Source organism: Aromatoleum diolicum, assembly GCF_012910955.1.
Taxonomy (GTDB): domain Bacteria; phylum Pseudomonadota; class Gammaproteobacteria; order Burkholderiales; family Rhodocyclaceae; genus Aromatoleum; species Aromatoleum diolicum.
The window spans coordinates 1-26,159 of sequence record NZ_WTVQ01000057.1; the positions used below are offsets into that span (position 1 = coordinate 1).

Annotated in this window: 29 protein-coding genes and 1 pseudogene; 10 read left to right on the forward strand and 20 right to left on the reverse strand. The window is 63.1% G+C overall.

The features are described 5' to 3' along the window. Positions 1-99: 99 nt before the first annotated feature. Both GPA25_RS21270 and istA read right to left on the reverse strand, forming a co-directional pair. Entirely contained in the window at positions 100-519 is a 420-nt protein-coding gene (locus tag GPA25_RS21270; RefSeq protein ID WP_246266015.1) for an ATP-binding protein, read from the reverse strand. Beyond that, positions 516-1,925, reverse strand: coding sequence for an IS21 family transposase (gene istA, locus GPA25_RS21275; protein WP_169262414.1), 1,410 nt, complete (start codon positions 1,923-1,925; stop codon positions 516-518). Before istA ends, GPA25_RS21270 begins: the two co-directional genes overlap by 4 nt. Positions 1,926-2,003: 78 nt before the next feature. Between istA and GPA25_RS21280 the strand changes: the two are divergent. Then, a pseudogene (locus GPA25_RS21280) lies at positions 2,004-2,534 on the forward strand (DUF3427 domain-containing protein); the annotation flags it as partial. A gap of 308 nt (positions 2,535-2,842) precedes the next feature. Here GPA25_RS21280 and GPA25_RS21285 read toward each other — a convergent pair. The 3 genes from GPA25_RS21285 to GPA25_RS24250 form a co-directional block, all read right to left on the reverse strand. Beyond that, the gene (locus tag GPA25_RS21285; RefSeq protein ID WP_169262415.1) at positions 2,843-3,049 is read right to left on the reverse strand and encodes a hypothetical protein; all 207 of its coding nucleotides are present in this window, start codon (positions 3,047-3,049) and stop codon (positions 2,843-2,845) included. Between the two features lie 40 nt (positions 3,050-3,089). Continuing rightward, positions 3,090-4,748 (reverse strand): anti-phage dCTP deaminase, encoded by a 1,659-nt coding sequence (locus GPA25_RS21290; RefSeq protein ID WP_211163277.1) that lies wholly within the window; start codon positions 4,746-4,748, stop codon positions 3,090-3,092. 323 nt (positions 4,749-5,071) lie between these two features. Beyond that, the gene (locus GPA25_RS24250) at positions 5,072-5,425 is read right to left on the reverse strand and encodes a topoisomerase DNA-binding C4 zinc finger domain-containing protein (RefSeq protein WP_169262417.1); all 354 of its coding nucleotides are present in this window, start codon (positions 5,423-5,425) and stop codon (positions 5,072-5,074) included. Between the two features lie 493 nt (positions 5,426-5,918). Here GPA25_RS24250 and GPA25_RS21300 point away from each other — a divergent pair, with 493 nt between their 5' ends. Further along, positions 5,919-6,353 carry a CBS domain-containing protein gene (locus GPA25_RS21300; RefSeq protein WP_169262418.1) on the forward strand — a complete coding sequence of 145 codons (435 nt, stop codon included), beginning with the start codon at positions 5,919-5,921 and terminating at the stop codon, positions 6,351-6,353. A 130-nt stretch (positions 6,354-6,483) separates the two neighbouring features. Further along, entirely contained in the window at positions 6,484-7,422 is a 939-nt protein-coding gene (locus tag GPA25_RS21305) for a hypothetical protein (RefSeq protein ID WP_246266017.1), read from the forward strand. Positions 7,423-7,458: 36 nt separating this feature from the next. Here the strand turns inward: GPA25_RS21305 and GPA25_RS21310 are convergent, their stop codons facing one another. The 11 genes from GPA25_RS21310 to GPA25_RS21360 form a co-directional block, all read right to left on the reverse strand. Then, positions 7,459-7,881: a CBS domain-containing protein gene (locus tag GPA25_RS21310; RefSeq protein ID WP_211163278.1), complete on the reverse strand. Its 423-nt coding sequence runs from the start codon at positions 7,879-7,881 to the stop codon at positions 7,459-7,461. Between the two features lie 48 nt (positions 7,882-7,929). Then, a complete protein-coding gene (locus GPA25_RS21315; RefSeq protein WP_211163279.1) occupies positions 7,930-8,208 on the reverse strand; it encodes a hypothetical protein in 279 nt (92 codons plus the stop codon). Positions 8,209-8,387: 179 nt separating this feature from the next. Next, positions 8,388-8,813, reverse strand: a complete 426-nt coding sequence (locus GPA25_RS21320; RefSeq protein ID WP_211163280.1) for a globin domain-containing protein — start codon at positions 8,811-8,813, stop codon at positions 8,388-8,390. Positions 8,814-9,102: 289 nt separating this feature from the next. Beyond that, the gene (locus GPA25_RS21325) at positions 9,103-9,423 is read right to left on the reverse strand and encodes a GYD domain-containing protein (protein ID WP_169262419.1); all 321 of its coding nucleotides are present in this window, start codon (positions 9,421-9,423) and stop codon (positions 9,103-9,105) included. A gap of 176 nt (positions 9,424-9,599) precedes the next feature. Beyond that, positions 9,600-11,141 (reverse strand): diguanylate cyclase domain-containing protein, encoded by a 1,542-nt coding sequence (locus tag GPA25_RS21330; protein WP_169262420.1) that lies wholly within the window; start codon positions 11,139-11,141, stop codon positions 9,600-9,602. 213 nt (positions 11,142-11,354) lie between these two features. After that, positions 11,355-11,798 (reverse strand): DNA-binding protein, encoded by a 444-nt coding sequence (locus GPA25_RS21335; RefSeq protein WP_169262421.1) that lies wholly within the window; start codon positions 11,796-11,798, stop codon positions 11,355-11,357. After that, complete coding sequence (locus GPA25_RS21340; protein WP_169262422.1) at positions 11,752-12,354, reverse strand: nucleotidyltransferase domain-containing protein; 603 nt, start codon at positions 12,352-12,354, stop codon at positions 11,752-11,754. Before GPA25_RS21340 ends, GPA25_RS21335 begins: the two co-directional genes overlap by 47 nt. 291 nt (positions 12,355-12,645) lie before the next feature. Next, positions 12,646-13,977 (reverse strand): cell envelope integrity protein CreD, encoded by a 1,332-nt coding sequence (gene creD / locus GPA25_RS21345; protein ID WP_169262423.1) that lies wholly within the window; start codon positions 13,975-13,977, stop codon positions 12,646-12,648. Positions 13,978-14,052: 75 nt separating this feature from the next. Beyond that, positions 14,053-15,477, reverse strand: coding sequence for a two-component system sensor histidine kinase CreC (gene creC, locus GPA25_RS21350; RefSeq protein WP_169262424.1), 1,425 nt, complete (start codon positions 15,475-15,477; stop codon positions 14,053-14,055). Beyond that, on the reverse strand, positions 15,474-16,199 hold the full coding sequence (gene creB / locus GPA25_RS21355) for a two-component system response regulator CreB (protein WP_246266019.1): 726 nt from the start codon (positions 16,197-16,199) through the stop codon (positions 15,474-15,476). The genes creC and creB overlap by 4 nt, the downstream gene beginning before the upstream one ends. A gap of 137 nt (positions 16,200-16,336) precedes the next feature. After that, positions 16,337-17,239, reverse strand: coding sequence for an alpha/beta hydrolase (locus GPA25_RS21360; protein ID WP_169262425.1), 903 nt, complete (start codon positions 17,237-17,239; stop codon positions 16,337-16,339). 346 nt (positions 17,240-17,585) lie between these two features. Between GPA25_RS21360 and GPA25_RS21365 the strand changes: the two genes are divergently transcribed. The 7 genes from GPA25_RS21365 (at position 17,586) to GPA25_RS21395 (ending at position 23,118) form a co-directional block, all read left to right on the forward strand. Then, complete coding sequence (locus GPA25_RS21365; RefSeq protein ID WP_211163281.1) at positions 17,586-18,104, forward strand: DUF1269 domain-containing protein; 519 nt, start codon at positions 17,586-17,588, stop codon at positions 18,102-18,104. 217 nt (positions 18,105-18,321) lie between these two features. Then, on the forward strand, positions 18,322-19,146 hold the full coding sequence (locus tag GPA25_RS21370; RefSeq protein ID WP_169262426.1) for a cytochrome c oxidase subunit II: 825 nt from the start codon (positions 18,322-18,324) through the stop codon (positions 19,144-19,146). Between the two features lie 10 nt (positions 19,147-19,156). Continuing rightward, positions 19,157-20,959 carry a cytochrome c oxidase subunit I gene (gene ctaD, locus GPA25_RS21375; RefSeq protein WP_169262427.1) on the forward strand — a complete coding sequence of 601 codons (1,803 nt, stop codon included), beginning with the start codon at positions 19,157-19,159 and terminating at the stop codon, positions 20,957-20,959. Continuing rightward, positions 20,956-21,624 (forward strand): cytochrome c oxidase subunit 3, encoded by a 669-nt coding sequence (locus tag GPA25_RS21380; RefSeq protein WP_169262428.1) that lies wholly within the window; start codon positions 20,956-20,958, stop codon positions 21,622-21,624. Before ctaD ends, GPA25_RS21380 begins: the two co-directional genes overlap by 4 nt. Before the next feature lie 30 nt (positions 21,625-21,654). After that, positions 21,655-22,338: a heme-copper oxidase subunit III family protein gene (locus GPA25_RS21385; protein WP_169262429.1), complete on the forward strand. Its 684-nt coding sequence runs from the start codon at positions 21,655-21,657 to the stop codon at positions 22,336-22,338. An 11-nt stretch (positions 22,339-22,349) separates the two neighbouring features. Further along, a complete protein-coding gene (locus GPA25_RS21390) occupies positions 22,350-22,673 on the forward strand; it encodes a cytochrome C oxidase subunit IV family protein (protein ID WP_169262430.1) in 324 nt (107 codons plus the stop codon). A 145-nt stretch (positions 22,674-22,818) separates the two neighbouring features. Continuing rightward, the gene (locus GPA25_RS21395; RefSeq protein WP_169262431.1) at positions 22,819-23,118 is read left to right on the forward strand and encodes a hypothetical protein; all 300 of its coding nucleotides are present in this window, start codon (positions 22,819-22,821) and stop codon (positions 23,116-23,118) included. Positions 23,119-23,182: 64 nt separating this feature from the next. On the opposite strand, the gene GPA25_RS21400 is transcribed toward GPA25_RS21395, so the two are convergent. The 4 genes from GPA25_RS21400 to GPA25_RS21415 form a co-directional block, all read right to left on the reverse strand. Further along, on the reverse strand, positions 23,183-23,644 hold the full coding sequence (locus tag GPA25_RS21400) for a VOC family protein (RefSeq protein WP_169262432.1): 462 nt from the start codon (positions 23,642-23,644) through the stop codon (positions 23,183-23,185). A gap of 52 nt (positions 23,645-23,696) precedes the next feature. After that, positions 23,697-24,179 carry a DUF1579 domain-containing protein gene (locus GPA25_RS21405; RefSeq protein ID WP_169262433.1) on the reverse strand — a complete coding sequence of 161 codons (483 nt, stop codon included), beginning with the start codon at positions 24,177-24,179 and terminating at the stop codon, positions 23,697-23,699. A gap of 34 nt (positions 24,180-24,213) precedes the next feature. Next, positions 24,214-24,579: a YciI family protein gene (locus tag GPA25_RS21410; RefSeq protein ID WP_169262434.1), complete on the reverse strand. Its 366-nt coding sequence runs from the start codon at positions 24,577-24,579 to the stop codon at positions 24,214-24,216. Positions 24,580-24,667: 88 nt separating this feature from the next. Next, entirely contained in the window at positions 24,668-25,957 is a 1,290-nt protein-coding gene (locus tag GPA25_RS21415) for an RNA polymerase sigma factor (protein ID WP_246266021.1), read from the reverse strand. Positions 25,958-26,159: the final 202 nt, after the last annotated feature.

The window sequence follows — 26,159 nt, forward strand, 5'->3', positions numbered from 1 at the left end:
TCGGCATCAGCCCACTGCCAAGAAGATACAGGGCTGATCCGCGATCACTTCGTCAAGGCGCCTTGCAAATCTGAACCCTTATCGACTTGCCCCTCGGCATCAACCCCGTATCGCTATAGATACCTGGGTCTTGCCGACGCCGGGTGGCCCGAGGACGATCACGTTGTCGCCGTGCTCGATGTAGTGGCAGCCCGCCAAGGTCAGCACCTGGCGCTTGTCGATCGACGGCTGGTAGGCGAAGTCGAAGGTCTCCAGCGGCTTGACGAAGGGGAAGCGCGCCATGGCCGTGCGCATCGACACGTTCTTCGCGGTCTTCGCCGCGACCTCCTCGCCGAGCACCTGTTCGAGGAAGTCGGCGTAAGGCAGATCCTCGGCGGCGGCCTGCTGCAGCAGCGCCTCCAGGCGCTCGGCGCTCTTCTGCAGCCGCAGCTTGTGCAAATGCTCGCCAAGGCGCTCGAGCTGCGCCGGCGTGGGCAGCGCGGCGCCGGCCGCGGACGGGTTCGTCGTCTTGGCCATCATGCCACCTCCGGTCTGTCGTGCACTGCAGCGGTCTGGAACAAGCGGTCGTAGATCGCGAGGTCGCGTACCTCGACGGCGAGGTCGTCGGGCACTGGCCGCAGGCCATCGCCACCACGGGTGGATGCGGGGCCCGCGTGGCGTTGGCGCGCATTGCGCATCGCCGCACCGGGGCCGTGTTCCGGGCAGACCGAGAGCTGGGCGCGGCCGGCCAGCACCGGGTGTTCGGCGACCAGGCGCCCGCGGTGGCGGATCAGCCAGTTGCCGCCGGCGCGCACGACCTCGACCGTCTGGCCGATCAGGCCGAACGGCACCGAGTAGCGGTTGCCGTCGATCGACACCAGCCAGTCGTCGGCCACGACGCGCGAGCGCACAATCGCCTGCAGGAAACTCGCCTGCCCCGCGGTGGGCACGAGTGCCGACCCTTCGTCGGCAAAGCGCTCGATCGGTCGCTGGTGCGTCGTACCGTGGATGCGCAAGTCGGCGATTTCCGCCTGCCACCGCACCAGTTGCTGATTGAAGTCATCGAGGTCCGCGAAGGCCCGGCCCGGCACGAAGTTGCGCTTGACGTACTTCACGCCGGATTCGACCTTGCCCTTGGTCTGCGCCCGATACGGCTGACACAGCCGCGGGGTGAAGCCCCAGTGATCGGCAAAGGCGGCAAACGTGGTGTTCAACTGCGGGCGCCGTTCGCCGTCCGCACCGGTGACCGTACCCAGCACGACGGTGCGCATGCGGTCGTAGAGCAGGAACTCGCAGCGCCCGCCGAAATGGGCGAAGGCCCGTTCGTGGGCGGCCAGCAGGTCGACCATGCGCTCGTGCAGGAAGCCCTCGGCATAGCCGCGCCGGCTGTAGCCGAGGGTCATGACGAAGACGTGCACCTTGGTGCGCTGGTCACCGAAGCGGACGGTGATCTGCCCCCAGTCGACCTGCGCCTGCTCGCCGGGCCCGGTTTCGAAGCGGCGCTGCGTCAGCCCCGCCAGGCAGGCCTCGACCCGCAACGGGCGTACCGCGAGCTTGACGGTCTCGTAGCTGCCGGTGAATCCCCGCTGTCCGCACAACTCCTGGTAGAGGATGCGTGCCGAGTAATTGACCTGGGGTGCGCGCTCGACGAGCCAGGCGCGATGGGCATCGAGCACGCTGGCCACCTCCTTCTCCCGTCGATAGGGCGCCCACGCCGCTTGCCGCAGACAGGCGCGCACCGTCTTCCGATCCAGATCGAACTCGCGGGCCAGGGCCGAGATGCTCGTGCCGGCCGCCCGCCGCTCATGAATCACCTTCCATTGTTCGCGTCCGATCACGTCGCCCTCCGTGTCCGGTTTCAACCCGCACACGGTAACCCCGACATTGCCCAAGGCCCGCGGGCCTTGGGCAACGTCCAGATCGGATGCCGCTGTTTCCCTTTCCATCGCTTGCTCCTACTGATCGATGGGTGGGGAAAATTCGATTACCGCAGGTGGGGATTATTGGATTACCGCTGACACCGGGAACTGGCTCAGCTCGTCAGCTGCCTCGACGAGCGCGCCGACCTCGAGACCTGCCCCCTACCCGGCGCCCCCGATGCGTGGCCACTGAACCTGCACGCCGCCTACCAGATCCGCGAAATCCTGACCGCGGTTGGCTGGCTCACTCCGGAACGCCGCTCACCCTTCCAAGCTGGCGTGCTCGCGCTCCCCGAACACAAAACCGAGTTGCTGTTCGTGACCCTCGACAAGCGCGACGGCTTCACCGAACGCATCGCCTATCACGACTACGCAATCAGCCCCGAGCTGTTTCACTGGCAATCGCAGAACTCAGCCAGCTCGGACACCCCGGCCGGCCGCCGCTACTGCGAATCGCCAGACAACGGCTGGCAATTTCAGCTATTTGTCCGGGAAGCGCGCGGACAGGCCTATCGCGCGCTGGGGCCGGTGACGCTGGAACGCTGGGAGGGCGACCGACCGCTGTCGATCACGTGGAGGCTGACCCGACCGCTTCCGATTGCGCTGTTCAGGCGGTACAGCGTTTTGCGAACGTGATTCAACGTTACCGTCGGGTCCTGGGCTCTTATGGAGCGGGGGACGTCTTGCATTGCGATAAGACTGACCGCGGCGAAAGCGTGAATGCAAGACCTGACCCTGTCCTTTGTGTGACCCTGTCCTTTGTGTGCTTCACTTCGTTTGCTGTGATCAACTTACGGCGGGACTTGTACCGCAAGTGCGCCCATGCTGGGCGCACAAACCAAAAAAGCTGCCCAATTCGGGCAGCTTCCCTTTTCAAACGAATCGCCAAGGAACCATTACGGAGGCTAACCGCAATCCCTGCGAGTTAGCCATGCGAGGGTCGCTCACCAAGGGATACGTTTGGCCTCCTGCAGCAATCGCTGGGTTGCTGGAGACGTATCCAGAAGTGAAGTTTCGCGCGCACGCACGCGAACGTGATCAGAGAAATTTATCACATTTGCGTTAGACAAGAACAGAGACACATCACTCTGAGGCTCCATCCGCACAGCGCTGAAGTCCAACGACAACTGCTTCTCGTCGTCCTTTGTCATGTTCGGCATCCTCGTCTCCACTTGGCATGAGTTTAGACGACTACGTTGGGCTCGACAAGCCCTTATCCTTAAGGTCCGAGATGACCTTCACCAAATGCTCTACAACCTTCTTCTCGTATTGGCGGTAATCGTCCAAATACTCAGGCACCTTCTTGTCTGCGTCACGAAAGTTTATCTTCACTGCTTTACCAGTCGAAGACTCCTTTCGTTCGCCCGCGGGGGAGAACATGTTCAAATACTGTCGAGGGGCGACACCTTGGAAGTGAAGAAACCTTACACGTCGAGATTCGGCATCGTCTTCTAACGCTTCCCCCACCCCGTCGATTGAAATCGCGTCCGAGTGCAGTTCAAGTGCGAGGCTCTTCTCATAAGGCTCAAGGAAATAAACCGTCTTTATCCCAGCAGCCACAATATGTCTTGCGCAGTTGTGACACGGAAAAGTGTAAGTGAAAAGTACGGCATCTTTCGTGCCGCCACCCCCTTTAAGCGCGAGGGAGACGATTGCGTCCATTTCCGCATGAATTGACCGAGAAAACTCGATCAACCCCCCAAGGCGGGTTTCTTCATAAGCATCTGATGCCAGTTTTTCGGAAATGAGTGGAATATCCAACTCATCTAGAACAGCAAATTTTTCATTTCGCTCTTCCTTTATCTGTTTGAAATGCTTAGAAAGTCCTTTGCGGATAACGTCTTTCACTTCCTTTGCAAGCATCAATTTTCGGCGATCATTGTGGCAGATGGCTTCTTCTTGCTTTACGCATCGGGCATCATTGCTCTCACACTCCGGGCCATATAGACCACCACCTGGTTTCGGGACGTCGTTTCGCCCAGTGGAGATAATCGCCCCGTCAAGATTCATGATTGAGGCTCCCACCTGCCGCGACAGGCACGCAGATCTCAGACCAGAGGCATAGGCGGCATACATTCCGTACTCCTCCCTTGTCGGCGTTATTCCGTTCGCACCATGAATTAGGTCAGCAAATCGTTTGAGCTGTTTTTCTAACGCTTCGACGTTCGAGTGATCATTTCGGACAAAGAAGTCAGCAAGCTGAAGTGCCTTATCGAGTTGCTGTCCAAACCGATCCTTCTGCCTTCTGTCGCGCTCAATCAATTCAGAAATTCTGTTCGGCTCTATGCCTTCAGCTTTGAGGCGCCCTTCTCGGCGCGGGGAAGTGCTAAAGACCCCAAAAAGATAGAATAGATTTCCGTAAACAGCCCTAAGCAGGGCAACTTCTTCGTGATGCTTTAATTGGTCAATAATGTACGCAGTTCGATCCGGGACAGCATCTATAGTGTCTGCAACAGTTGACCCGATTCGTTCTGTTCGGATCTCCGCGATTCTCCTGATAGCATGCTCCGCGAGAAAGTCAGATTGAATTTTTCTAAGCTCGTTTCCAGCATCCTGCAGTTGAATATATCTCTCTGCCCCAGCGGTGTGGATTTCTGCTTTTCTTAACAAACCGCCAGAAATGCAGTCTCGAATATAATCGCTAATTTTGATATTTTTTACATCGTACCCAGCGTTCGAGAGTATTGTTTCGAGTGACGTCTTTACTGAATTTATGCCCGACCCGATTGGTCCAGCGAAGGCGATGATGAGCTCTTTCGATCTGCGCTCCGAAATTATTTCACTTGGCTTCCTCACAGGGGCCTCAGAGCCGTCAGAAATAGCAATCAATTTTCTTTCAACTGCCGTCATAATTGTCACGTTCGCTCTGGTTATTATTAAAAATAGTGTACCGAATCGCTGTAAAGGTTTAGAACCGGGACCAAAAGATATCAATAATAGCTGTACGCCTTTTCAAGAAGCTCTTCATCCGCGTGCAGTTTGAGGGAGCAGAGGGTCAGGTCTTGCATTACGACACGGCTATTGCGGTAGGAGTACGAATACAGGACCTAATCCTGTCCTTTACGAGGGATGGTGCTAGACCACTCGCGAACGCGAGGATCACGGCAAGCACGGACAGGCAGGCGGGGCCAGCCGGAAGCATCGATCTGATCTTTTGCATCTGTTCGGTCGCTCTATTGACTCGCCGACGCGCGCATCGGCAGCGTGCCGCGGCATTTCGGGTACTTTTCGCAGCCGCAGAACGGTCCGCGCTTGCTATCCCGTGCGGTCATGCGGTCACCGCAGGTCGGTGTCGTCCAGTCGCCTGCGGTGGCGAAATCCAGCAGGCGCTGGCTCGACTCCGGCGGCGGGCGTTTGAGCCGAACAGACAGGCGCCGGCAAGCAGCGCGGAAAACTTCCAGTCCGAGCGGAAAGCGAGATCGAGGAGACCCTCTTTTTTTCGGTAACGACGTCGGGCCATTCGGGTGCGCATCCTCGGCACGCCGCCAGACGGATGCGTTCACCCCGGCGACACGCTCCTTCGACATGATCAGCGACCATATTACATTCGCATGAAGCAATACGAACGGAATTATGTCACTGGCCCCGGTAGGTCAGCGTGCACCACCGGCGGCGCCAGCGAAGGCCTTTAGCCGGTCATGGCGGCAAGTCGTCGGCTGTTTTGTGGATGCGTCAACAACCTCAATCCATGTACCCGGCCGAGCGCACTTATTTGGCTCGCACTGCATCTGCGTTTTCCCCAAACCAGTGCAGACAACAGTTCCTGGAAAACGCTGAAACAACACATGAGATTGTTTTAATTGCACTTTTTCAACTTCACAGCAAAGGTCCGGAACTTGCGTGATTTTCGACGAGCGTCGATTGCCGCGATGTGGGATGTCGGATGCCCACGGAACAACACCTTGCGGTCATCGCTCGTTCGGGACGTCTTTCCGCCTGAGCCGGCCATGCCTACTGGTTCATTTTCCAGAACGGCTGGCAGGAAGACCCCTTCGTCCTTCGATCGAGAGGAGACATGCCATGCCACACCGCCCCATTCGCGACGTCATTGGTCAGCGCCCATTCCCCACGGTTTCACCCAGCGGCACGATCCACAATTCCGCGCTCACGATGAAGGAGTCGAAATCCTCCGCAGTGCTTGTGGTTGCAAAAGGAAAGCTGCTTGGCATCCTGACGGAGCGGGACATCGTGTTCGGGGTGGTCGCTATGGGTCTCGACCCGGCCACCACGTCGGTCGAAAGCATCATGACGACGCGGGTGCAGACCATCCACAAAAACAAGCCGTTCGGCCACGCCTTGCATCTGATGTACGAAGGCGGATTCCGCCACATGCCGGTGGTGGACGATGGCGGGAAGCCGGTCGGCCTGCTCGCCGCCCATGACGCGCTCGACATCGATGGTCTGCAGCTGGAGCGGGATCTGGAGCGCCGCGAGGAAATCTCGGTGATCCTCTGAGGCGCGGCTTGTCCGCGAATCTATCAGGGTCGAGCGCAAACGAGCCCAGGCGGCATGCGCAGGCGTGGACCGCATGGGCAAATGAAACACATGCTGTTTGATGATGGACACCCACGGACCGGTTATTCGATTGGCACAGTCGCCGGGCGAGGAAGCTCCCCCGCCGGAGGGTACCCGGCGAATCATCGCCAGGCAGGAGCGCGCTTTCTACTGCGGCTACTGGGTCAAGACCTACCCGCTGCCGGCAGACTCCTTGCAGGGCAAGAAGAACCTGATCGAAGCGCTGACCCGGCGTCTTTTCAACCACACGGAACACGGCCTGAACGTCCCCGGAGCGCGTCTCACTGACGCGCGCGCGGCCTACGAGGCCGAAACCGACCCGGCCAGTCGCCGTGTAAAGGGTGGCATGCTGGCGGGCGCATTGTTCAATCGGGCAATGGATATCTTCCGCCACCTGGTGGAACTGCAAGCCGACGGCTTGGAAATTCTTTCCGACTACCCGCTGGTGCAGGAATGCGGCCGCTGCCTGATGGAGGCGCTGGAACTCGGACGCCTGGTTCTGCATCGCAGCGGCGAGGAAGGCATCGACGAACTGTGGGGCGAGCCCTTCCGGGCCTACTCGCTGTCGGTGGAAGAATTTTACGAGGGCCGCTATATCAAGATCGGCCAATGCATGCGCGATATCGACAGGATCGCGGCGAGCATGAGCGAGAATTTCGGCCGCATTCCCTTTTTTGAAGGCATCGGCCCCGCGGTGACGGATTTTGCGGCGGCGGCACGCGTCAAGTGCGAGACGCTGCGGACCGATCAGGACATCTTCGACGTGTGGACGAAGTTCGTCACCGCCGGCGAGCGCCTCGCCGGTTTCGCGCACGGCAACGGACGCGGCAGCAGAGGGCGCCCTTCCGGCCGGCGCCTGCACGACCACGCAAACGGCATCGAACTGATCCAGGCCGGCCGCTTGTTGATCTTCTATATCGTGCGCGCCCGCACGCCCATGCCGAAGAGCACGCGGGAATACATCGAACGCATCACGTACTATTGCGACAGGGGGCGCATGCCCCGCTGACCGAGCCCGGATGCGTCGAGTTTTGGCTTGGTCGCGTTATGGCTTGGAAATTTCGGCAAGCGCTTCGGCCGCGGGCTGGATTTCGGTACGCTGGACAGCAAAGTCGCCCAGCGACACGATGCCCACCAATCGCTTTTCCCGGTCAACGATCGGCAGACGCCTGACTTGGCGCTCGCTCATGATCTTGACGGCCTGGTCGACTGACTCGTCCTCGAAGGCCCACGCGACACCGTCGGACATCACATCGCGAACCTTGGTGCTGGAGTCCTTTCCCTCGGCGACAGCGCGTATCGCGATGTCCCGATCCGAGATCGTTCCAATCATGCGATCGTTCTCCCCAACCGGCATCATGCCGAAGCCCTCATCGCGCATCGTTGCCGCGGCCTCCCTGATGGTCATGTCGGGATTGATGACTTTGACGTCGCGACTCATGAGGTCTCTTAACTGGTGCATGTTCATTCTCCTGGAATCAAGTCCTTGGATGAAAGCGCCTCACTTGCGTGATGATCAGGCGCGGTCGCGTAGTTCGGTCACACCAGCGCTTTCAGCGCAGTGATCGCAGCAGAACATCCGGTCGCCCTTCTCCAGGCCGTGCCCAACGATGCGCACGCCACACTGCGCGCATGTCGGTGCGAGGGCATGAATCGCACATTCAAAGCTGTCGAACGTATGGGTCTTTCCCTGCGCCACCACCTGAAAAGACTTGTCGTAATCGTTGCCGCATGCGTCGCATTTCGCCATCGCGAACTCCATTGAACGGTTGTCTGTCACTACGACCGCGATCATATTCACCGTGATGGAATGGGTCTGTACGCTGGGCCACAGATCGGCTCACGCGCGCTGGGCGCGCCGACAATTCATCCCGAACGGCAGCTTCATCGATTTCTCGACAGCATCACTTGGTCTTGTAGCCAGCCGTTACCTCTTTCTTATGCGCTGCGAAAGCGGCGAGGACTTCTCCCTTTTCACGCGCGGGCACTTTGGTCAAGGCTGCGCCCCAACTCGGCCGCCACTTCGTCGAATTCTTCTGGCGAGATCTTGAGGTCGCTATGCGCCTTCTCGAGGCCCAAATGAGTTTTACCCGGCTTTGTTGGCGAGAATTTGAACGGCCCGCCCGAGACCTCGCAGAGCCACAGGGTTCGCTCGAACTTGAGGCCCGGCAACCTGCTCAGGTTCTTCGTGTGCCATTCCCTGAGCGCTGGGTTCTGAGACGTCTTTCCCACGATCGGGTTCTGCACCACCGCGTCGCTAAAATGGTCAACAACCGCGGCGATGGCGAAGACGCCACCGAGCCGTTCATACAGACTCTTCTCGGTCTCGGGAGCGGCTTGCAGCGGCAGTGCCAGTGCCAGTGCGAATATGGACAGCATGGCGATTAAGAATTTTTTCATAAAAAAACTCCTTCACTTGAATCATCGCGCCGCAAGTGCGACGTGCGAAGAAGTTTGCGAGTAAGGCTGGGGCAGGTCTGTTCGCCTGCCCACATAGGGTAGAGCACCGTGCCTTCGCTGCACGAGGTGAAGGGGTAATGGCGGGGAGATGAATGCGGGGGACGGCGGGGCATGGGCCGCCGTTTGACATTTACACGTCACGTAATTGGGTGACGCCTTTCAACGCGAGCCGGCAGGAAAGATCCGGCGCGGCCCGCGTGCCACGTTCCTGCCACGCCGAATCAATGCTTCAGCGACCCGGCGGCCGATAATCAACGGCCTTCTTGCTTGCCTTGTCCACGTCTTCGGGTGTCATCAGCACAACAGTCTTCACGCTGGCTCCACCACTCTGATTGACCGCGAGCGCAACGGCAGCGGCGGTGATGCTGTCCGGGACATCGACAATGACGTAGGCGTCGATATCGCCGAACGCGAAGTAGAAGCTCTCCAACTTCCCGCCCAATCCTTCCGCCATCGCTGCGACCGCGGCACGACGCCCGGAACCGCCTTCGCGGACAAGGCCCTTGGCCCCTTCAGCGGTGTAACGTGCTTCGAAGAGATATTTAGCCATCTCGTTCTCCATATCGTGAGCTAACCGCCCACGACTGGCGTAGCAAGTGCGACGGCAGCACGGGCGAATCCCCAGTATAGGAATCGATATCACCATTGCCTACCGCGCGTGGCCCGAGCGACCGCCATGAAGCTAGTTGGAGCTGTCCCTTTGATGGACGCCAGGAATGACGCAGCCTATGTCAGCAGGACCACCGTATCGCGTCCGCCTTCCTTCGCTCGATACATCGCGGCATCCGCGCTGCGTGCGAGTTCGATGGCGTCGGCGCCGTGATCCGGATAGAGCGCGATGCCGATGCTGGCCGAGATCGAGAACGTGTGGCTCTCGATGGTGAAGGGGGCGCTGAGTATTGCGCGGATCTTTTCCCCCACCAGCAGGGCGTGATCGGCGTGATGGACGTTGCGCAACAGGACGACGAACTCATCCCCGCCGATGCGCGCGGGGATGTCCGACTCGCGCACGGCGTGGCGCAGGCGCTGGCCGACTTCCCGCAGCAGCAGGTCGCCGATGCGGTGGCCCATGCTGTCATTGACCTCCTTGAACTTGTCGAGGTCGATGAACATCAGGCCGAATCGCGTTTGATCCCGGCGCGCGACGGCCAGGGCGACACCCACGTGCTCGTCGAACAGGACGCGATTGGGCAGATCGGTGAGCGCGTCGTGCTGTGCCATGTGGCGCAGGCGCTGTTCGGCTTGCTTGCGCTCGGTGATGTCGATGAAGGACACCAGCAGCATGTCTTCGAGCACGTCGGCACTGACCAGCACGTCGAGCACGGTGCCGTCCTTGCACACCACGCGCGACTCCATCGATTCAACGCTCGCGCGATCGCCCGAGGCCATCCCGACCGTCATCTCCCAGGGCGCCATCACGCTGCTGCGGTGCCGCTCGTCGGGGTAGGCGCGCTGCGCCCATGCGGCGACGTCGGGAATCTCCTCCAGCGTGTAGCCGAAGATTCTGACGAACTGCCGGTTGAGGAAGATCAGCTCGGCATCGCGCCCGAGGGTGGAACATGCGATCGCGGTGGGGATGTTGTCGAGCATCGTGCGCATCCGCTGCTCGCTGGCTTTCAGTCGCGCCTCGGCGTGCTTGCGCGCCGAGATGTCGCGGCTGACGCCGTGGACCTCCACCTTGCCGGTTCGCGGGTTGGTCACCCGGCTCATGACGACCTCGGTCCAGACGGTCGAACCGTCCTTGCGCGCTTTTACGGCTTCCTCGGTGACGACATTGGCGAATTCCGGCTCCGCTGCCGGAATACTGCGAAGCCGCTCGGCGAGCGTCGGGGTCAGCGCCACTTCGATCGGCAGGGCCATGATTTCCGCGGGCGTGTAGCCGTGCTGCTTGAGCACCGACGGACTCACGTAGAGCAGGCGCAGGGTTTCGGCATCGAGCACCCAGACGACGTCGTCGATGTTTTCGGTGACGTTACGGTACTGCTCGGTCCTGAGCTGGAAACGGTCGTGGGCATAGATGATCACAAGCCCGATGGCGATGAAGATGATCAGTCTCGCGACATCGCTCGGGTCGTTTATGAAGAACGAGCGCGTCGGCGCCATGAAGAACCAGACCACGAGTCCGATCGAGAGGAGCATGGCGATGCCGCCCCCGACACGCCCGCCAACCCAGCTGCTCAGGACAAGCGCGGGGTAAAACAGTACGAATGGCAGGTATTGCGCGGAGCCCCATATCTGGCTCTGCAGCGCCAGGGCGGCAAAGGGCATGAGGACTGCAAACGTCAGCTCCAGCCAACGACGGGGGGAAACCACACGGGGAAGCATCTGTTTCGGGATAACGCCTGGGGACCGGGGCAAGCACGGCTCTTCGAATTGATCGAAGTGCATCGTACCTTTGCACGAACGGCTGCGGTTGGAACTAGGTCACGCGCCGCGGTTCCGGGCCGGATAGCGTCGGGGATGCGCTTGCTTCGTGTGCGATCAGGCGAGGAGGGTCGGGCGGTGGGCCTGCAGCCACTTGCGAGTATGCGTAAGGAGCGAGCCAGCCTGCTGCAGGCATTCGGCCACCACGGCATCCGAAACCGCATCGCCTTCGTAGTCATTCAGGTTGCGCCGTTTGCGCAGGGCATCGAGGACGATCACCGCGTCCGCGGGCAATCCCAGAGTCTTGGGCAATACTTGAATGGCGGTCTGGTGGTGACCGGGCTGGCTGGTACTGGTGCGGTAGCCGTTGGCCCAAAGCCCGAGCATGGCGCATTGCATGATGGCCTTGTAGGCGGCATCGAAGCGGTTTTCGGCACTTAGCGCCGGGATCGAGGCGTCGGCGAGGTTGCGTTCGGCGGCGGCAAGCAGGCGCTGGATGCCGGCCGCGTCAGGCTCAAAGCGCTGCAGCCGGTGTATCGCCAACAAGTTTTCCAAGGTCATCGGCAGTTCCTGTTATGAAGAGTTTGGGTTTGGCGAGGATCTCACCGGCGAAACGGTCACCCGCCTGGAGTCTTTTCACGAACTCATCCGGGCGGTAGATCACCGGATTGATCTCGCGCTGCAGGCGCTCCTGCAAGGGGTGGAGGACGCGAACGGCATCGGCGAAACCGATATCACCGATCATCAGCAGGTCGACGTCGCTGCGGGCGGTTTCGTCGCCCCGCGCGATGGAGCCGAAGATCAGTGCCAACTGTGGCCGCAGCGGCGCGATGGTTTCCGCAATCACGCCGGCAAGCCCGGTCGTCTTGCGGAACAGGCCGGCCAGTTCGGCAAACACCGGGCATTCGCGATTGGCCTGGTAACGCACTTGGTTGCCTTGCTCCTTGCGCAGCAGCAGTCCCGCAGCGGCCAGGCGGGTGAGCTCCTTGTGCAGGGTGCCCGCCGAGGTGCCCGTAAGCCGGGCAAGCTCACGCACGTGGTAGTCGGCATCGGGGTTGAGCAGCAGCAGGCTGAGTACCCGTTTGCGGTAGGCGCCGAAGAGGATGTCCATCAGCATGTGTAGCTCCTTTTGCTTCGAAAGTAGCATTTATGGCTACATTCTGACAAGGCGCGAGACGACCGGGTCGGCTGGAACTGCGTCAGGAGGATGCCCTCAGTGCGTCCGAACCGCCTCCGCGTGGTCAACCAGATTGCGCTGGCGAACGTGATTCCGCAAAGACCGATCGCCAAGGGCAGTTCGATATCCCGTACCGCAATCAGATAAGGTTTTCTTCCTTGCCAGGCGAGAAGCAAGGTCAAGATGGCAACCCCCCAGTGCAGCGCTCGCCAGCCGATGTGAAGTCGCATGTCACTGCACCTCTTCGCCGGCTTGCCCACCGATCCGATACCAATTCAGACGGCGCGTGCTCAGCATCGTCGTACCGAGCGCCAGGAACAGGAGCAAGGTGCCCATCAGAAGGGCATTGTCCTCCGACAGCAACACGCCATAGAGCACGCCGTACAGCGCGGCGATGCCGGCGCCGAACGCATGACCGCGCACGCGACTGCCCAGCGCACCGGCGAGATAGGCGCCGATCAGTACGACGCAGGCGGCAGACGAGATGGCATAGGCCACCAGGAAATCCACGTGTTCGGACAACGCAATCAGGAGCAGGAAGAACATCGCCAAGGCCAATCCGACCAGGAGATACTGCATCGGATGAATCGGCAACTGCCGCAGGATCTCCGTCAGGAAGAACGCCGCAAAGGTCAGGATCACGAACAGGATGCCGTATTTCACGGCCCGCTCGGACTTGAGGTAGATGTTGACCGGGTCGATCAGGCTGATCCCGAAGGTTTCTCCGCCTCCCTGCTCGTGCCCGGCCTTCAGTATCCGGTCAAAGTTGCGAGCCAGATGCGATACCTGCCACTGCGCTTCAAAGCCGTCCTTGGTCACGGTGCGCGTCTGGGGCAGAAAGCGCCCCTGGAAACTGGGATGAGGCCAGTCGGATTTGAGCGTGACGCGTGTCGAGTTACCGGCCGGCGCAATGGCCAGACGTTCCAAGCCGGTCAGGTTCAGCGGGAATGAGAATGCGTATTTCGATCCGCTGGCCGGATCGAATTCGCCAAGCACCACATGGAGGCCCTGCCCGGCCACTGCACCGGCGGTTCCGGTCGCAAAGCGCAAGCTTTTTCCGTCAACACGCACCTCGGGGTCGGTCTCCACGCCGCGGGGGTCGGTGACGCCCATCACCAATACGGCCTGGGCATCAACGATGTCGATCGTGCCCTCCAGCCCCAACTTCGGCGGAATAACGGCCGTCCCGGACACCTGAGCTGCAAGATGATAAAGACGGACGCGATAGAGGCCCCGCTTCAAGGATTCGACCCGGACGTCACCCCCGATATCAAGGTTCTGGGGCGGAAAGATCTGAGTCCGCTCGACGATTTCCTGGCGTACAAGCTCCCGGCCCGTGGTCTCGTCCTTGATGCGCCGCTCGACACGCTCGCGATAGCGAACGAGAACGACCGGCCCAGCCAGGGTTTGCTGACCGGCCGAGGACTCGGCGATATTTCGTGTGACGTCGTCCTGCCTGGCACTCCGCGCGCTGATCTGCGTCTCGATCATCGACAAGGGGATCAACAACAGCAATGACAGGGCAGCAATCGCCAGCAGCTTCGCTAACAGTTTCCTTTGCATGACTCACTCCTTCATTTAACGATGGAGTGATGCTAGGCAGGCCCTGCGCAGTAACGATGAAGCGAGCGTGAAGTCCTAAGCGGGGAGAATGATGCGACCGACGGCACCACCTTCCGGGTGATTGGAGAAGTCTGCGTCACCACCATGCAGTCTTGCCACTTCTCGCACGAACGGCAGACCGAGTCCTGTGCTCTTGCGTCCGGTGGCCGGTCGCGGCAGCGAGTAGAAGCGCTCGAACAAATGCGGCAATGCATAGTCCGGCGCACCCGGGCCGTAATCTCGAACGGTCACCGCATGACCATTGGCGGTCGGAGCGATGACGATATCGATTTCGCCACCCACCGGCGAAAATTCGATCGCGTTGTCCAGAAGATTCCCCACGGCCTGCTGCAACAGGAAGGGATCGCCGTGAATGGTCGCCGAGCTGTCGCCAGCGATCCGAACGACCAGCTGCCGTGACGACAGAATGTCACCGCGAGTGCGCACGGTCTCCTCGATCAGTGCCGTGAGAACAATGACACGACGGTCGTCAGGAGTCTGCAACTGCTCCACACGTGCCAAGGCGAGCAAGCGCTCGATAATCAGCTGCATGCGCTCGGCCTGTTCGGTGATGTGACCGGCAAAGCGTTGCCGATCGTCGGCCGACGGGGCCTCCTGCAATAACTCCGCCGATCCACGCACGGCGGTCAGCGGGCTCTTCAATTCATGTGCAAGCGTCTGAACGTAGCTTTCGACGTAATGCTTGCCATCGAGCTTTTCGCGCATCAACGCGAGCGATTTCGCCAGCACCGAGAGTTGGCGACCGCCCGTCACCGGTGGCTCGACTTTCTTTCCTTCCGCGATTGCCAGCGCGTAATCGCGCAAGCGATTCAGGGACCAGGTCAGCCAGAAGGTAAACATCAGCCCGATCACGGCGGAGATCGCCAACAGCAGGAAACCTGCTTTCATCACCCGGTCACGGGCACGCTCTGCGTAAGGCATCAACGCCGCCACGGGTTTCGAAACCGTCAGAACGCCGATCAACAGTTCCTGCCGAATGACCGGTGCGGCGACATACATCACCGAACTCCGCTGATCAGCCTTGTCATCACGCGTACTGCGGGCGCCGTACTCCCCACGGAGGACTCTCGCGACGTCGCGCCACTGACTGTAGTCGGCCCCCACCGCCTCGCCCGTCGAGTCAAAAGCCACGATCCCCTTCCGGTCGGTGACATACACACGGGCATCCACCGAATTCTTGCTGACGCCGGAAATCAGCGCTTGCGGCGATCGCTTTAGCGCGCGATTGACGGATTCCGAAAATTTGCCGTTGCCGATGTTTCCACTGTGGAGTTCCTCGGCCGCCAATTCCGCGAGGAGATTGGCGGTATCGACGAGCGTCTCCTCTGTCGCTTGACGCACGCCAGGCTCGACTTCTCGCGCAAAAATACTTACGAGAAACCAGGCCGCGAGCCCGACGATCAGGAAATAGCCGAGAAACAGCCGTATTGCGATATTCACGGAGCCTCGATGCGAATGCTGTAACCCAGCCCGCGATGCGTCTCGATCGGATCCATGTCGGGGCGAACCGCCCGCAATTTGGCGCGCAGGGTTTTAACGTGCGCATCGACCGTACGATCCAGGGTTTCCGCCGCGTCGTTCCAGACCATTTCCATCAGGCGAGCCCGACTGAACACCCTTCCCGGCTTCTCAAGCAGAATCGCGAGCATTCCGAGCTCGTAGCGCGTCAGGGGTAACCAGACTCCGAAATATGCAATCCGCGCACCGTCCCGATCCACCGAGAACATCGAACGCACGGCGGATGCGGAATGAACAACCGGACGAGAACGTCGCAGGATGGCACGCACACGCGAGACGACCTCTCGCGGACTGAACGGCTTGGGAACGTAGTCGTCGGCGCCCAACTCGAGTCCGACAATGCGATCGACTTCATCGGATCGCGCCGTCAGGAAGATGACTGGGATATCGGAGATGCGGCGCAGCTCGCGGCAAACGTCAAACCCATTGATGTCGGGCAGGCCAATATCGAGAATGACAAGCGCGAATTCACCGTCTCGAAGTGCATTCAAGGCATCCCGACCGAGCCCGAGACATCTGGGCTCGAAGCCTTCAGTACGCAATGCGTAAGCCAGCGTATCGGCGATTGCAGGCTCGTCATCGACGATCAATATATTGGTAGGCAAGGAAGAAATCAGGAGCTCGTCGGCGGCAGGGTGGGACAAAATTGTCGCCCGACTTGATTGCGCGGAGCAACATGATTTCCGGAACGCAACTTCCGCTCGATGCACTCACAAAGAAGCATGCCCGATGGACATGATCGAAGTGCATCGTACCTTCGCACCAACGGCTGCGATTGGAACTAGGTCACGACCCGCGATTCCGGCTGGATTGCGTCGATGACCGCGCCGGCGGCAGCGCGCCGCAGGAAGTCCACCACCGCCGCGAGCTCGCGCTCGGTTTCGGCGAAGGATTCGTGGTCGCCGGACAGCATCAGCAGTTCGACGGCGCCCGCGTTGCCGGCGGCGTGCAGGCGCCGGGCATCGGTCGGGGGAACGATCGTGTCCTGTGCGCCGTGCACCAGCAGCACGGGGCAGCGCAGGCGCGTGATGCTGCGCAGCGGGGCGATATCGTCGAAGGGGTGGCCGATGACGCGCTGGATGTGGCCCAGCAGGTAGCGCGCGGGCACGGCGGGGATGCGCTTGCCGGCGAGCCAGCGGCGCATCATGTCGGCCGGATGGGCGAAGGCGGAGATGCTGACCACCGCGACCGCGTCGCCGCGCCGGGCGGCGGCGAGGAGCACGGCGCCGGCGCCGACCGAATGGCCGAGCAGGGCGATGCGCCGGGGGTCGATGTCGGCGCGCGCCGCGAGCCAGTCGCAGGCGTGGCTGGCGTCCTCGGCAAAGCGCGGCAGCGAGGCGAAGCTGTCGGCGTCGGACAGGCCGTGGCAGCGGGCGTCGATGAACAACGCGGCAAAGCCGGCGCGATGCAGCGGGCGAGCCAGCGGCAGCATCATCTGCGCATTGCCGCCCCAGCCGTGCAGCACGAGGACGACCGGCGCAGGGCCGGCGGTGTCGGCCGGAATCAGCCAGCCGTGCAGTTGCTTGGCGTTGGCGGTGGGAATGCGCACCGCCTCGAAGGCGAGCCCGAGGGCGGCGGGCGTTTCGGTCTCGCGGATGCGCGGTGCCGCGAGGCTCACGCGGATGGCGTGATGCGCGGCCACACGCAGGCCGGCGAGCGCGAGCGCCGTGGCGGACAGCAGCATCAAGGCGTTTGCGAATGTAATGGCGGGTTCCCCTTTCGCGCACTGCGCGCGCGCAGCCCTATTGTGCGCCACACACTCGATACGGCGTCGCGCGCGTGGGGCGCGAAACCTTGGCGAGCGGTTCGCGGTCTCATGGTTGCGATATGCGGCACGGCGTCCCGTCCGCTGCAACGATTCGTCGTCGCTGATCCGGCGATGGCGGACGACAGGGCGTTTCTCCACGCCCGCAGGATGCCGTGTTCGGCAACGACTAGCCGTGCGCATGAACGCCCGGCGCCAGGGAATTGCGCGCAGACGCGGACCACGGCGCGACAAGGTACGCAGCCGCCCCAGCAAGGAGATTGTCATGAAAGGCCTGAAGAGACTGTACTTCCTGCTTCCCGACGTCGACACCGTGCGCAAGATCGTCGATGAGCTCTTGCTCGTACATATCCCCTATGAGCACATTCACGTGCTCGCGCGCGCCGGGACGGCCCTCGAGGAACTGCCCGAAGCCGGCATCGCGCAGAGGACCGACCTGGTTCCGGCCGTCGAGCGCGGCTTGGCCATCGGCGGCACGGTCGGGGTCCTGGCCGGACTTCTCGCGGTGGTTTTTCCGCCGGCGGGGGTGGTGGCGGCCGGGGGTGCGGTGCTGTTCGGTGCGCTCGGCGGCGCGGGTTTCGGGGCCTGGGTCTCGGCGATGATCGGCGTGAGCCTGCCGAACTCCCATCTGGAACGCTTCGAGGACGCCATGGAGCAGGGCATGCTGCTGATGATGGTCGATGTGCCGAAGGCCCAGATCGAGGACTTCGAGGACATGATCCGGCAGCACCACCCGGAGGCCGACATCGAAGGCACGGAACCGACGATCCCGGCGTTTCCGTAAGGCCGCAGCGAAGGGCTGGCAAAGTTGCCGGCGTCGCGCCGTCGCGACCGGCGGCCTTGCAAGGGCCGGTTCTTGGAACTAGGTTTCAGGCATGGAGATTCCTGCGGCCGACCACCGACGCGGGAGGCGGCGCCATCCCTGACGAGCCCCCGTCCGGCTCCGGCCACGGCCACCCGAGGGCTTGAACCGGCATGTCACTGCGCCGGGATGAGGCTATATGGCACTGGCAATCGCATTGATCCTGATCGTTGTCGCATCGGTGCTGTTCCACTTCGTCAGTCCGTGGTGGTTCACGCCGATCGCGTCGAACTGGGATCTGCTCGACGACACGATCCAGGTCACGCTAGTGATCACGGGCGCGGTGTTCGTCGCGGTCAATCTGTTCATCGCGTGGGCGATCATCCGTTACCGGCACCGGCCGGGGCAGCGGGCCGCGTACGAACCCGAGAGCCCGAAACTCGAAAGCGGGCTGACCGCCGTGACGACCGTCGGCATCGTCGCGATGCTGGCGCCGGGCCTGTATGTATATTCCGACATGATCAACGCGCCGAAGGATGCGCTGATCGTCGAGGTGCTGGGACAGCAGTGGCAATGGCGCTTCCGCTTCCCCGGCGCGGACGGGCGGCTGGGGGTGAGCGACACCCGATTCATGAGCGGGGAGCGCCCCTTCGGTCTCGACCCCGACGACCCCTACGGCCGCGACGACGTGCTCGTCGACAGCCCGGAGCTGCATCTGCCGCTGGGCAAACCGGTGACGCTGCTGCTGCGTTCGCGCGACGTGCTGCACAACTTCTACGTGCCGCAGTTCCGCGCGAAGATGGATCTCGTGCCGGGAACGGTGTCGCGCTTCTGGCTCACGCCGACCCGCACGGGCCGCTTCGAGATCCTGTGCGCCGAGCTGTGCGGCATCGGGCATTACAACATGCGCGGCTACGTGATCGTCGAGGACGAGGCCGCGTTCCACGGCTGGCTGGCGACGCAGCCGAGCTTCGCGCAGACGCTCCCGGCGACCACCGCGGCGGCGCTGTCGCTGCGCCGATGAGGACGCCGCCATGACCCACGCCGACACCGCCGATTCTCACACCGACTCGCACACCGGCTCGCACGCCGGCTCGCACGCCGAACCGCACAGTTTCTGGACGAAATACGTCTGGAGCCAGGACCACAAGGTGATCGCGATCCAGTACAGCCTGACCGCGATCGCGGTGGGCCTGGTGGCGCTGGTGCTGTCGAACCTGATGCGCCTGCAGCTCGGCTTTCCCGGCGCGGTCTCGTTCATCGACCCGGCGAGCTACTACCAGTACGTGACGATGCACGGGATGATCATGGTGATCTACCTGCTCACCGCGCTGTTCCTCGGCGGCTTCGGCAATTACCTGATCCCGCTGATGGTGGGCGCCCGCGACATGGTGTTCCCGTACCTGAACATGCTGTCGTACTGGGTCTATCTGCTCGCGGTGGTGGTGCTGATGGCGGGTTTCTTCGTGCCCGGCGGCCCCACCGGCGCCGGCTGGACGCTGTATCCGCCGCAGGCGATCCTGCCCGGCACGCCCGGCACCGAATGGGGCATCGTGCTGATGCTGACCTCGCTGGTGATCTTCATCGTCGCGGCGACGATGGGGGGGCTGAACTACGTCACCACGGTGCTGCAGGCGCGCGCCCGCGGCATGACGCTGCTGCGCATGCCGCTTACGGTGTGGGGCATCTTCGTCGCATCGATCCTCGCGCTGCTGGCTTTCCCGGCGCTGTTCGTGAGCGGCGTGATGATGCTCTTCGACAAGCTGCTCGGCACCAGCTTCTTCATGCCCGCGATCGTGTCGATGGGGCAGACGCTGGAACACAGCGGCGGCAGTCCGGTGCTGTTCCAGCATCTGTTCTGGTTCTTCGGCCACCCCGAGGTGTACATCGTCGCGCTGCCGGCCTTCGGCATCATCTCGGACCTGATCAGCACGCACGCGCGCAAGAACATCTTCGGCTACCGCATGATGGTGTGGGCGATCGTCGCGATCGGCGGCCTGTCCTTCGTCGTGTGGGCGCACCACATGTACGTGAGCGGCATGAATCCGTACTTCGGCTACTTCTTCGCGACGACGACGCTGATCATCGCGGTGCCGACCGCGATCAAGGTGTACAACTGGATCCTGACGCTGTGGCGTGGCGACATCCACCTGACGGTGCCGATGCTGTTCGCGATCGCCTTCATCAGCACTTTCGTCATCGGCGGGCTCACGGGCCTGTTCCTCGGCAATGTCAGCGTCGACATCCCGCTGTCGGACACCTATTTCGTCGTCGCCCACTTCCACATGGTGATGGGGGTGTCGCCGATCCTGGCGATCTTCGGCGGCATCTACCACTGGTATCCGAAAGTCACCGGACGCATGCTCGACGAGACGCTCGGCAAGGTGCATTTCTGGGTCACCTTCCTCGGCACCTACGCGATCTACTTCCCGATGCACTACCTGGGCTTCCTCGGCATGCCGCGGCGCTACTACGCGTACGAGGGCTACGAATTCATTCCGGCATCCGCGCAGACGCTCAACGCCTTCATCACCGTCGCGGCGCTGATCGTCGGGGTGTGCCAGCTGGTGTTCCTGTTCAACCTCGCGTGGAGCGCGTTCCGCGGCAAGCCCGCCGGCGCCAACCCGTGGGGCGCGACCACGCTGGAATGGCAGACGCCCGACACGCCGCCGAAGCACGGCAACTGGGGGGCCGAGCTGCCGGTGGTGCATCGCTGGGCCTACGATTACAGCGTGCCGGGCGCCGAGCGCGACTTCATCCCGCAGAACGTGCCCCAGAGCGTGTCGCCAAGCGAAGCGCCGGACGCCGACCCGGCGGCCTGGGAGGGACACGCATGAACCTCTTGAATGCACTCGGCACCCGCCCGTGGCTGCCCGAGCCGGCCCCGCCCCTGCGCACCGGCGCGGTGGTACCGGCGGCGACGATCGGCCTGCGCGTGCTGCTGGCGGTGATCGCGGTGCTGTTCGGGCTGTTCGTGCTCGCGCTGCTGGTGCGCGCGCAGCTGCCGGACTGGCAGGCGCTCGCCGGGGTGCCGGACGCAGCACTCGCGAACACCGCGCCGCTGTGGGTGAACACCGCGCTGCTCGCGCTGAGTAGCGTCGCGCTGCAGGCCGCGAGCAGCGCGTCGCGACGCGGCCGGACGGCGGCGACACGCCTCGCGCTGGCGGGCGCCGGCCTGTTCGCGCTGGCCTTCCTCGCCGGCCAGGGATGGGTATGGCAGCAGTTCGTCGCGCGCGGCCACTTCGTCGCCAGCCATCCGGCGGCGAGCTTTTTCTATCTGCTGACCGGGCTGCACGGGCTGCATCTGGCCGGGGGGCTCATCGCATGGGGGCGCGTCACGATTCGGGCGTGGCGCGCGACGCCGGATTCCCCCGATCCGGGCGTGGCGCTGTGCGCGCGCTATTGGCATTTCCTGCTCGTCGTGTGGCTGGTGCTGTTCGCGCTGCTGACGAGTCCGCCCGGGACGATTGCGACGCTCGCCGAGTGGTGCGGCGTGCGCTGAGACGGTGACGAAACCCAGCGAGGTGACACGATGAGCGCTATCGCACACACCGATCCGAACGCCGCCGCGGGCGGCTGGCGCAGCGTCGTGGCCGACTGGTCCGGCGACCGCCAGGCGTTCCAGGTGCCGTGGGGCAAGGCGATGATGTGGATCTTCCTGCTCTCCGACACCTTCGTGTTCAGCTGCTTCCTCACCGGCTACATGGCCGTGCGCATCACGACGACGGCGCCGTGGCCGAATCCGAGCGAAGTGTTCGCGCTGACGATCGGCGGCCAGAGCATCCCGCTGATCCTCATCGCGATCATGACCTTCATCCTGATCACCAGCAGCGGCACCATGGCGATGGCGGTGAACTACGCCTATCGCCGCGACCGCGTGCGCAGCGCCGCGCTGATGATCGTCACCGCGCTGTTCGGCGCATGCTTCGTCGGCATGCAGGCCTTCGAGTGGACCAAGCTCATTCACGAGGGCGTGCGCCCCTGGGGCAATCCGATGGGTGCGGCGCAGTTCGGCTCGACCTTCTTCATGATCACCGGCTTCCACGGCCTGCACGTCAGCGCCGGGGTGATCTATCTGCTGACCGTCGCGGCGCGCGTGCTCGCCGGGCGCTACGAGCAAGGCGGCAACTACCAGATCGTCGAGATCGCCGGCCTGTACTGGCACTTCGTCGACCTGGTGTGGGTGTTCATCTTCGCCCTGTTCTATCTGTGGTAGGAGCGCACGCCATGGACCACGCATCCGCACAGCAACATCCGATCAGCCTCTACCTCAAGGTGTGGGCGCTGCTCTTCGTGCTCAGCACCTTCTCCTATCTGGTCGATTACTTCCATTTCCAGGGCCTGCTGCGCTGGCTCCTGATCCTTGTCTTCATGGCGATGAAAGCCACCCTGATCGTCGCCATCTTCATGCACCTGCGCTGGGAGCGGCTGGCGCTGATCTACGCGATCCTGCTGCCGCCGCTGTGCGTGCTGGTGCTGGTGGCGCTGATGGCGATCGAGGGCGACTACACCTTCCTCACGCGGGCCACGTTCTTCGCCAACGGGCCGTGAGCACCGGTGCACCGGCCCGGCTCACGCGGACCAACGGCTGACGGCGGTAGCCCTTCCAGCCACGCCACCCGATATGGGCACTGCGCGTCGCAATCGTCGTTCTATAGTGAATGAACCGGAGAGCTGTGCCTGGCAGGAGGTGGATATGCTCCATAAGTCGATGCTCGTTGTGCCGTTCATCTTTTTCGGCAATCCCGCCGACGCGGGCGAACAGGCCGTGCGCGATGCGAGCCGTGGCGAGTTGTTGTACGCAACGCATTGCGAGAGCTGTCACAACATTGAGGTGCATTGGCGGAACAAGCACGTCGTCACCGACTGGGCAAGCCTCGGGTTGCAGGTGCGCTACTGGCAGGGCGTGGCAGGGCTGGGGTGGAACAATGAGGACATCGCCGAGGTCGCGCGCTACCTGAATACGCTGCACTACCGTTATTCCGCCCCGGATTGAGCGGGACATTGACAAGTCGCGGAACGACGGCGGCCGGGAAGCGACGACCCTCGGCCACCGGCACCTAGCCGCAGGCTTTCTGCGCCGCCTGCTGTATCTCGTCCGGACTCACGTCGCGCACGTGCGTCGCAACGGACCAGTGGTGACCGAAGGGGTCTTCGAGCTTGCCGTAGCGGTCACCCCAGAACGTCTCCTCGACCGGCATCGTGATCTTGGCCCCGGCGGCGACGGCGCGCTCGACGAACGCGTCGGCATTGTCGACATAGAGGTGGATCGTGACCGGCGAGCCCTTGAGCGATTTCGGACCGAAACTGCCCCACTCCGGGAATTCGTCCACCAGCATCACGGCCGAATCGCCGATGCGGATCAGCGCGTGCATGAGCTTGCCTTGGGGGCCGGGCACGCGCCCCATTTCCACTGCATTGAAAGCCTTCGTGTAGAACTCGATGGCCTCGGCGGCGCCGGCGCAGACGAGGTGCGGGGTCACCGTGTACATTCCCTCGGGAACGGGTTTTACCTGCGACATGAGATTTTCTCCTTCCGGTCAGGGGGTAGGCGTTGGGGGCGCGTATGCGCCGCTAAGGCTTGCGCCGATAATGGGCGGTCATGAACTGGCGCCAGGTGCCGTCTTCGCCCTGGATGTGAGAGCTGAGCACGCGATGGTCGGCGCTCTTGATCTCGATGACGTCCCTGTACTTCGCCATCTTGCCCTCGGCCGCCATGGCAGGGCCTTCGGAGTTGAGCGTCAGCACCGTCCCGGCGGCATCCAGCTCGCCGTCGTAAAGCCACAGGTGGGTCATCATCGATCCGATCCAGGTGCCGACGTAGCGCTGCTTCTGCGGGTCGTAGCCGAGGGTCATGATCATCGTCGCCGGGCTGCCGTCGGGCATCGCGCCGAGCCCTTCGCCGACGGTCCACAGTCCGCCGATGGTGCGCACGCTCTCGGTGCCCTTGAACTGTTCGAGGGGCTTGTCGGGCCCCATGCTGGCCTCGCCTTCGTAGCTCCATTCGCCGACGAGCTGCTGCAGCCACTGATGTTCCTTTTGCGCTTCGGTCTTCATCTTGTTCTCCTGGATGGGGATGCCGCTCGGGTTTTCACGCGGACTTGTCCGGCCGCAGCTCACGCACCGGTCGCACCTCGATGCTGCCGTAGCGCGCGAGGGGCATCCGGGACACGACCTGGATGGCCTCGTTGAGGTCGCGCGCCTCGATCAGGTAAAAACCGGCGAGCTGCTCCTTGGTCTCGGCGAAGGGGCCGTCGGTGAGCACCACCTTGCCACTGCGCACCCGCAGGGTGGTGGCGACGTCGACCGGCTGGAGCGCCTCACCGCCGAGAAAGTGCCCGCTCGCGCGAATGTCGTCCGCGTAGGCGAGGCTTTCCCCCACGAGCGCGTCCCAGCCGCCCGGCGCCATGCCGTGCACCGCCTTTTCGTCGTAGTAGATCAGACACGCATATTTCATGGCTTCCTCCACGACGCGGTGCACGGGATGTGGACGCCTTGTAGTCGTTCGCAGGGGAGCGAAATCGACAACGGGGCAGGCGTTTTTTTTACTGATCCAGCTCGCCCAGCCGGCGCTCGAGAAAGCGCCGTTCCGGCGCCTGGCGTGCGAGCGCCAGCGCCCGCGTGTAGGACGCGCGCGCCGCGTCGGTGCGCCCCACGCGCCGGCACAGGTCGGCGTGCGCGGCATGCGCGAGGTGGTAATCGGCGAGTTCGCCGCCGGCGAGGATGGGCTCGATGAGGGCAAGGCCGGCGGCGGGGCCATCGCGCATCGCCACCGCGACAGCGCGGTTGAGCGCGACCACGGGTGACGGATCGCCCTGCGCCAGGGCGTCGTACAGCGCGACGATCCGGCCCCAGTCGGTGGCGGCAGCGCTCGGCGCTTCGGCGTGCACCGCCGCGATCACGGCCTGCAGCGTGTAGCTGCCGGCACTGCGCGAGGCCAGCGCGCGCGCGACGAGCGCCACGCCCGCGGCGATCTGCGCGCGGTTCCACAACGCGCGATCCTGGTCGGGGAGGAGGATCAGGTCACCGTCCGGCGTGGTGCGCGCCGCGCGCCGCGACTCCTGCAGCAGCATCAGCGCCAGCAAACCTATCGCTTCGGACTCGGGCAGCAGTTCGACCAGCAGGCTGCCGAGACGGATGGCCTCGGCCGAGAGATCGGCACGCGTGAGCGAGTCCCCGGCGGAGGCCGAGTAACCCTCGTTGAACACCAGGTAGATCACGCGCAGCACGCTGTCGAGGCGCGACGGCAGCTCGGCCTGCGACGGCACTTCGTACGGGATGCGCGCATCGCGGATCTTGCCCTTGGCGCGGACGATGCGCTGGGCGAGCGTGGGCGCCGCGGTGAGGAAGGCGCGCGCAATCTCCTCGGTGGTAAGGCCGCAGACTTCGCGCAGCGTCAGCGCCACCTGCGCGTCCGGCGCCAGCGCCGGGTGACAGCAGGTGAAGATGAGGCGCAGGCGGTCGTCACCGATGCTCTCCGCGTCGCGCCAGGCGTCCTCGCTCGCGGGATCGGGTTCGGCGTCGAAATCCTCCACCAGCTCGATGCGGGCGCGCCGGCGGATGCCGTCGATGGCCTTGAAGCGCCCGGTCGAGATGAGCCAGGCGCGTGGATTGGCGGGCACGCCGTCGCGCGGCCAGTGCTCGAGGGCGGCGCGGAAAGCGTCGTGCAGCGCCTCTTCGGCCAGATCGAAGTCGCCGAGAAGGCGGATCAGGGTGGCAAAAATGCGGCGCGAGTCGGAACGGTAGAGGGCATCCACGGTCCCGCGCACGCTTTCGGGCGCAGCCCCGGCCGCCGCGGGCGCGTCGTCTCGCATTGCGTTGTTCGTTTCCGGCATGAACCATCACCCCCGGATTTGTTCTTCGCAATCCGACAGCGCGCGCACCCGCGAGTGCAACCGCTCGTGCAAGAAAATGTGTGCAAAGGGCACCGCGCGGATTCAGCCCGCGAACCCGGAAGTCGTGACAAGCCCGCGGCCGGCGGATGTCCTCCGGCCACGGGTGATGCGCTCAGCGCACGCCCGGCGGCGGGGGCGGGGG

What these genes read in the sequence shown, in the direction of transcription:
- GPA25_RS21270 (WP_246266015.1), bottom strand. Translation starts at nt 519, where the DNA reads ATGATGGCCAAGACGACGAACCCGTCCGCGGCCGGCGCCGCGCTGCCC.
- istA (WP_169262414.1), bottom strand. Translation starts at nt 1,925, where the DNA reads ATGGAAAGGGAAACAGCGGCATCCGATCTGGACGTTGCCCAAGGCCCG.
- GPA25_RS21285 (WP_169262415.1), bottom strand. Translation starts at nt 3,049, where the DNA reads ATGACAAAGGACGACGAGAAGCAGTTGTCGTTGGACTTCAGCGCTGTG.
- GPA25_RS21290 (WP_211163277.1), bottom strand. Translation starts at nt 4,748, where the DNA reads ATGACGGCAGTTGAAAGAAAATTGATTGCTATTTCTGACGGCTCTGAG.
- GPA25_RS24250 (WP_169262417.1), bottom strand. Translation starts at nt 5,425, where the DNA reads ATGTCGAAGGAGCGTGTCGCCGGGGTGAACGCATCCGTCTGGCGGCGT.
- GPA25_RS21300 (WP_169262418.1), top strand. Translation starts at nt 5,919, where the DNA reads ATGCCACACCGCCCCATTCGCGACGTCATTGGTCAGCGCCCATTCCCC.
- GPA25_RS21310 (WP_211163278.1), bottom strand. Translation starts at nt 7,881, where the DNA reads ATGAACATGCACCAGTTAAGAGACCTCATGAGTCGCGACGTCAAAGTC.
- GPA25_RS21315 (WP_211163279.1), bottom strand. Translation starts at nt 8,208, where the DNA reads ATGATCGCGGTCGTAGTGACAGACAACCGTTCAATGGAGTTCGCGATG.
- GPA25_RS21320 (WP_211163280.1), bottom strand. Translation starts at nt 8,813, where the DNA reads ATGAAAAAATTCTTAATCGCCATGCTGTCCATATTCGCACTGGCACTG.
- GPA25_RS21325 (WP_169262419.1), bottom strand. Translation starts at nt 9,423, where the DNA reads ATGGCTAAATATCTCTTCGAAGCACGTTACACCGCTGAAGGGGCCAAG.
- GPA25_RS21330 (WP_169262420.1), bottom strand. Translation starts at nt 11,141, where the DNA reads ATGCCCTTTGCCGCCCTGGCGCTGCAGAGCCAGATATGGGGCTCCGCG.
- GPA25_RS21335 (WP_169262421.1), bottom strand. Translation starts at nt 11,798, where the DNA reads ATGACCTTGGAAAACTTGTTGGCGATACACCGGCTGCAGCGCTTTGAG.
- GPA25_RS21340 (WP_169262422.1), bottom strand. Translation starts at nt 12,354, where the DNA reads ATGCTGATGGACATCCTCTTCGGCGCCTACCGCAAACGGGTACTCAGC.
- creD (WP_169262423.1), bottom strand. Translation starts at nt 13,977, where the DNA reads ATGCAAAGGAAACTGTTAGCGAAGCTGCTGGCGATTGCTGCCCTGTCA.
- GPA25_RS21360 (WP_169262425.1), bottom strand. Translation starts at nt 17,239, where the DNA reads ATGCTGCTGTCCGCCACGGCGCTCGCGCTCGCCGGCCTGCGTGTGGCC.
- GPA25_RS21365 (WP_211163281.1), top strand. Translation starts at nt 17,586, where the DNA reads ATGAAAGGCCTGAAGAGACTGTACTTCCTGCTTCCCGACGTCGACACC.
- GPA25_RS21370 (WP_169262426.1), top strand. Translation starts at nt 18,322, where the DNA reads ATGGCACTGGCAATCGCATTGATCCTGATCGTTGTCGCATCGGTGCTG.
- ctaD (WP_169262427.1), top strand. Translation starts at nt 19,157, where the DNA reads ATGACCCACGCCGACACCGCCGATTCTCACACCGACTCGCACACCGGC.
- GPA25_RS21380 (WP_169262428.1), top strand. Translation starts at nt 20,956, where the DNA reads ATGAACCTCTTGAATGCACTCGGCACCCGCCCGTGGCTGCCCGAGCCG.
- GPA25_RS21385 (WP_169262429.1), top strand. Translation starts at nt 21,655, where the DNA reads ATGAGCGCTATCGCACACACCGATCCGAACGCCGCCGCGGGCGGCTGG.
- GPA25_RS21390 (WP_169262430.1), top strand. Translation starts at nt 22,350, where the DNA reads ATGGACCACGCATCCGCACAGCAACATCCGATCAGCCTCTACCTCAAG.
- GPA25_RS21395 (WP_169262431.1), top strand. Translation starts at nt 22,819, where the DNA reads ATGCTCCATAAGTCGATGCTCGTTGTGCCGTTCATCTTTTTCGGCAAT.
- GPA25_RS21400 (WP_169262432.1), bottom strand. Translation starts at nt 23,644, where the DNA reads ATGTCGCAGGTAAAACCCGTTCCCGAGGGAATGTACACGGTGACCCCG.
- GPA25_RS21405 (WP_169262433.1), bottom strand. Translation starts at nt 24,179, where the DNA reads ATGAAGACCGAAGCGCAAAAGGAACATCAGTGGCTGCAGCAGCTCGTC.
- GPA25_RS21410 (WP_169262434.1), bottom strand. Translation starts at nt 24,579, where the DNA reads ATGAAATATGCGTGTCTGATCTACTACGACGAAAAGGCGGTGCACGGC.
- GPA25_RS21415 (WP_246266021.1), bottom strand. Translation starts at nt 25,957, where the DNA reads ATGCCGGAAACGAACAACGCAATGCGAGACGACGCGCCCGCGGCGGCC.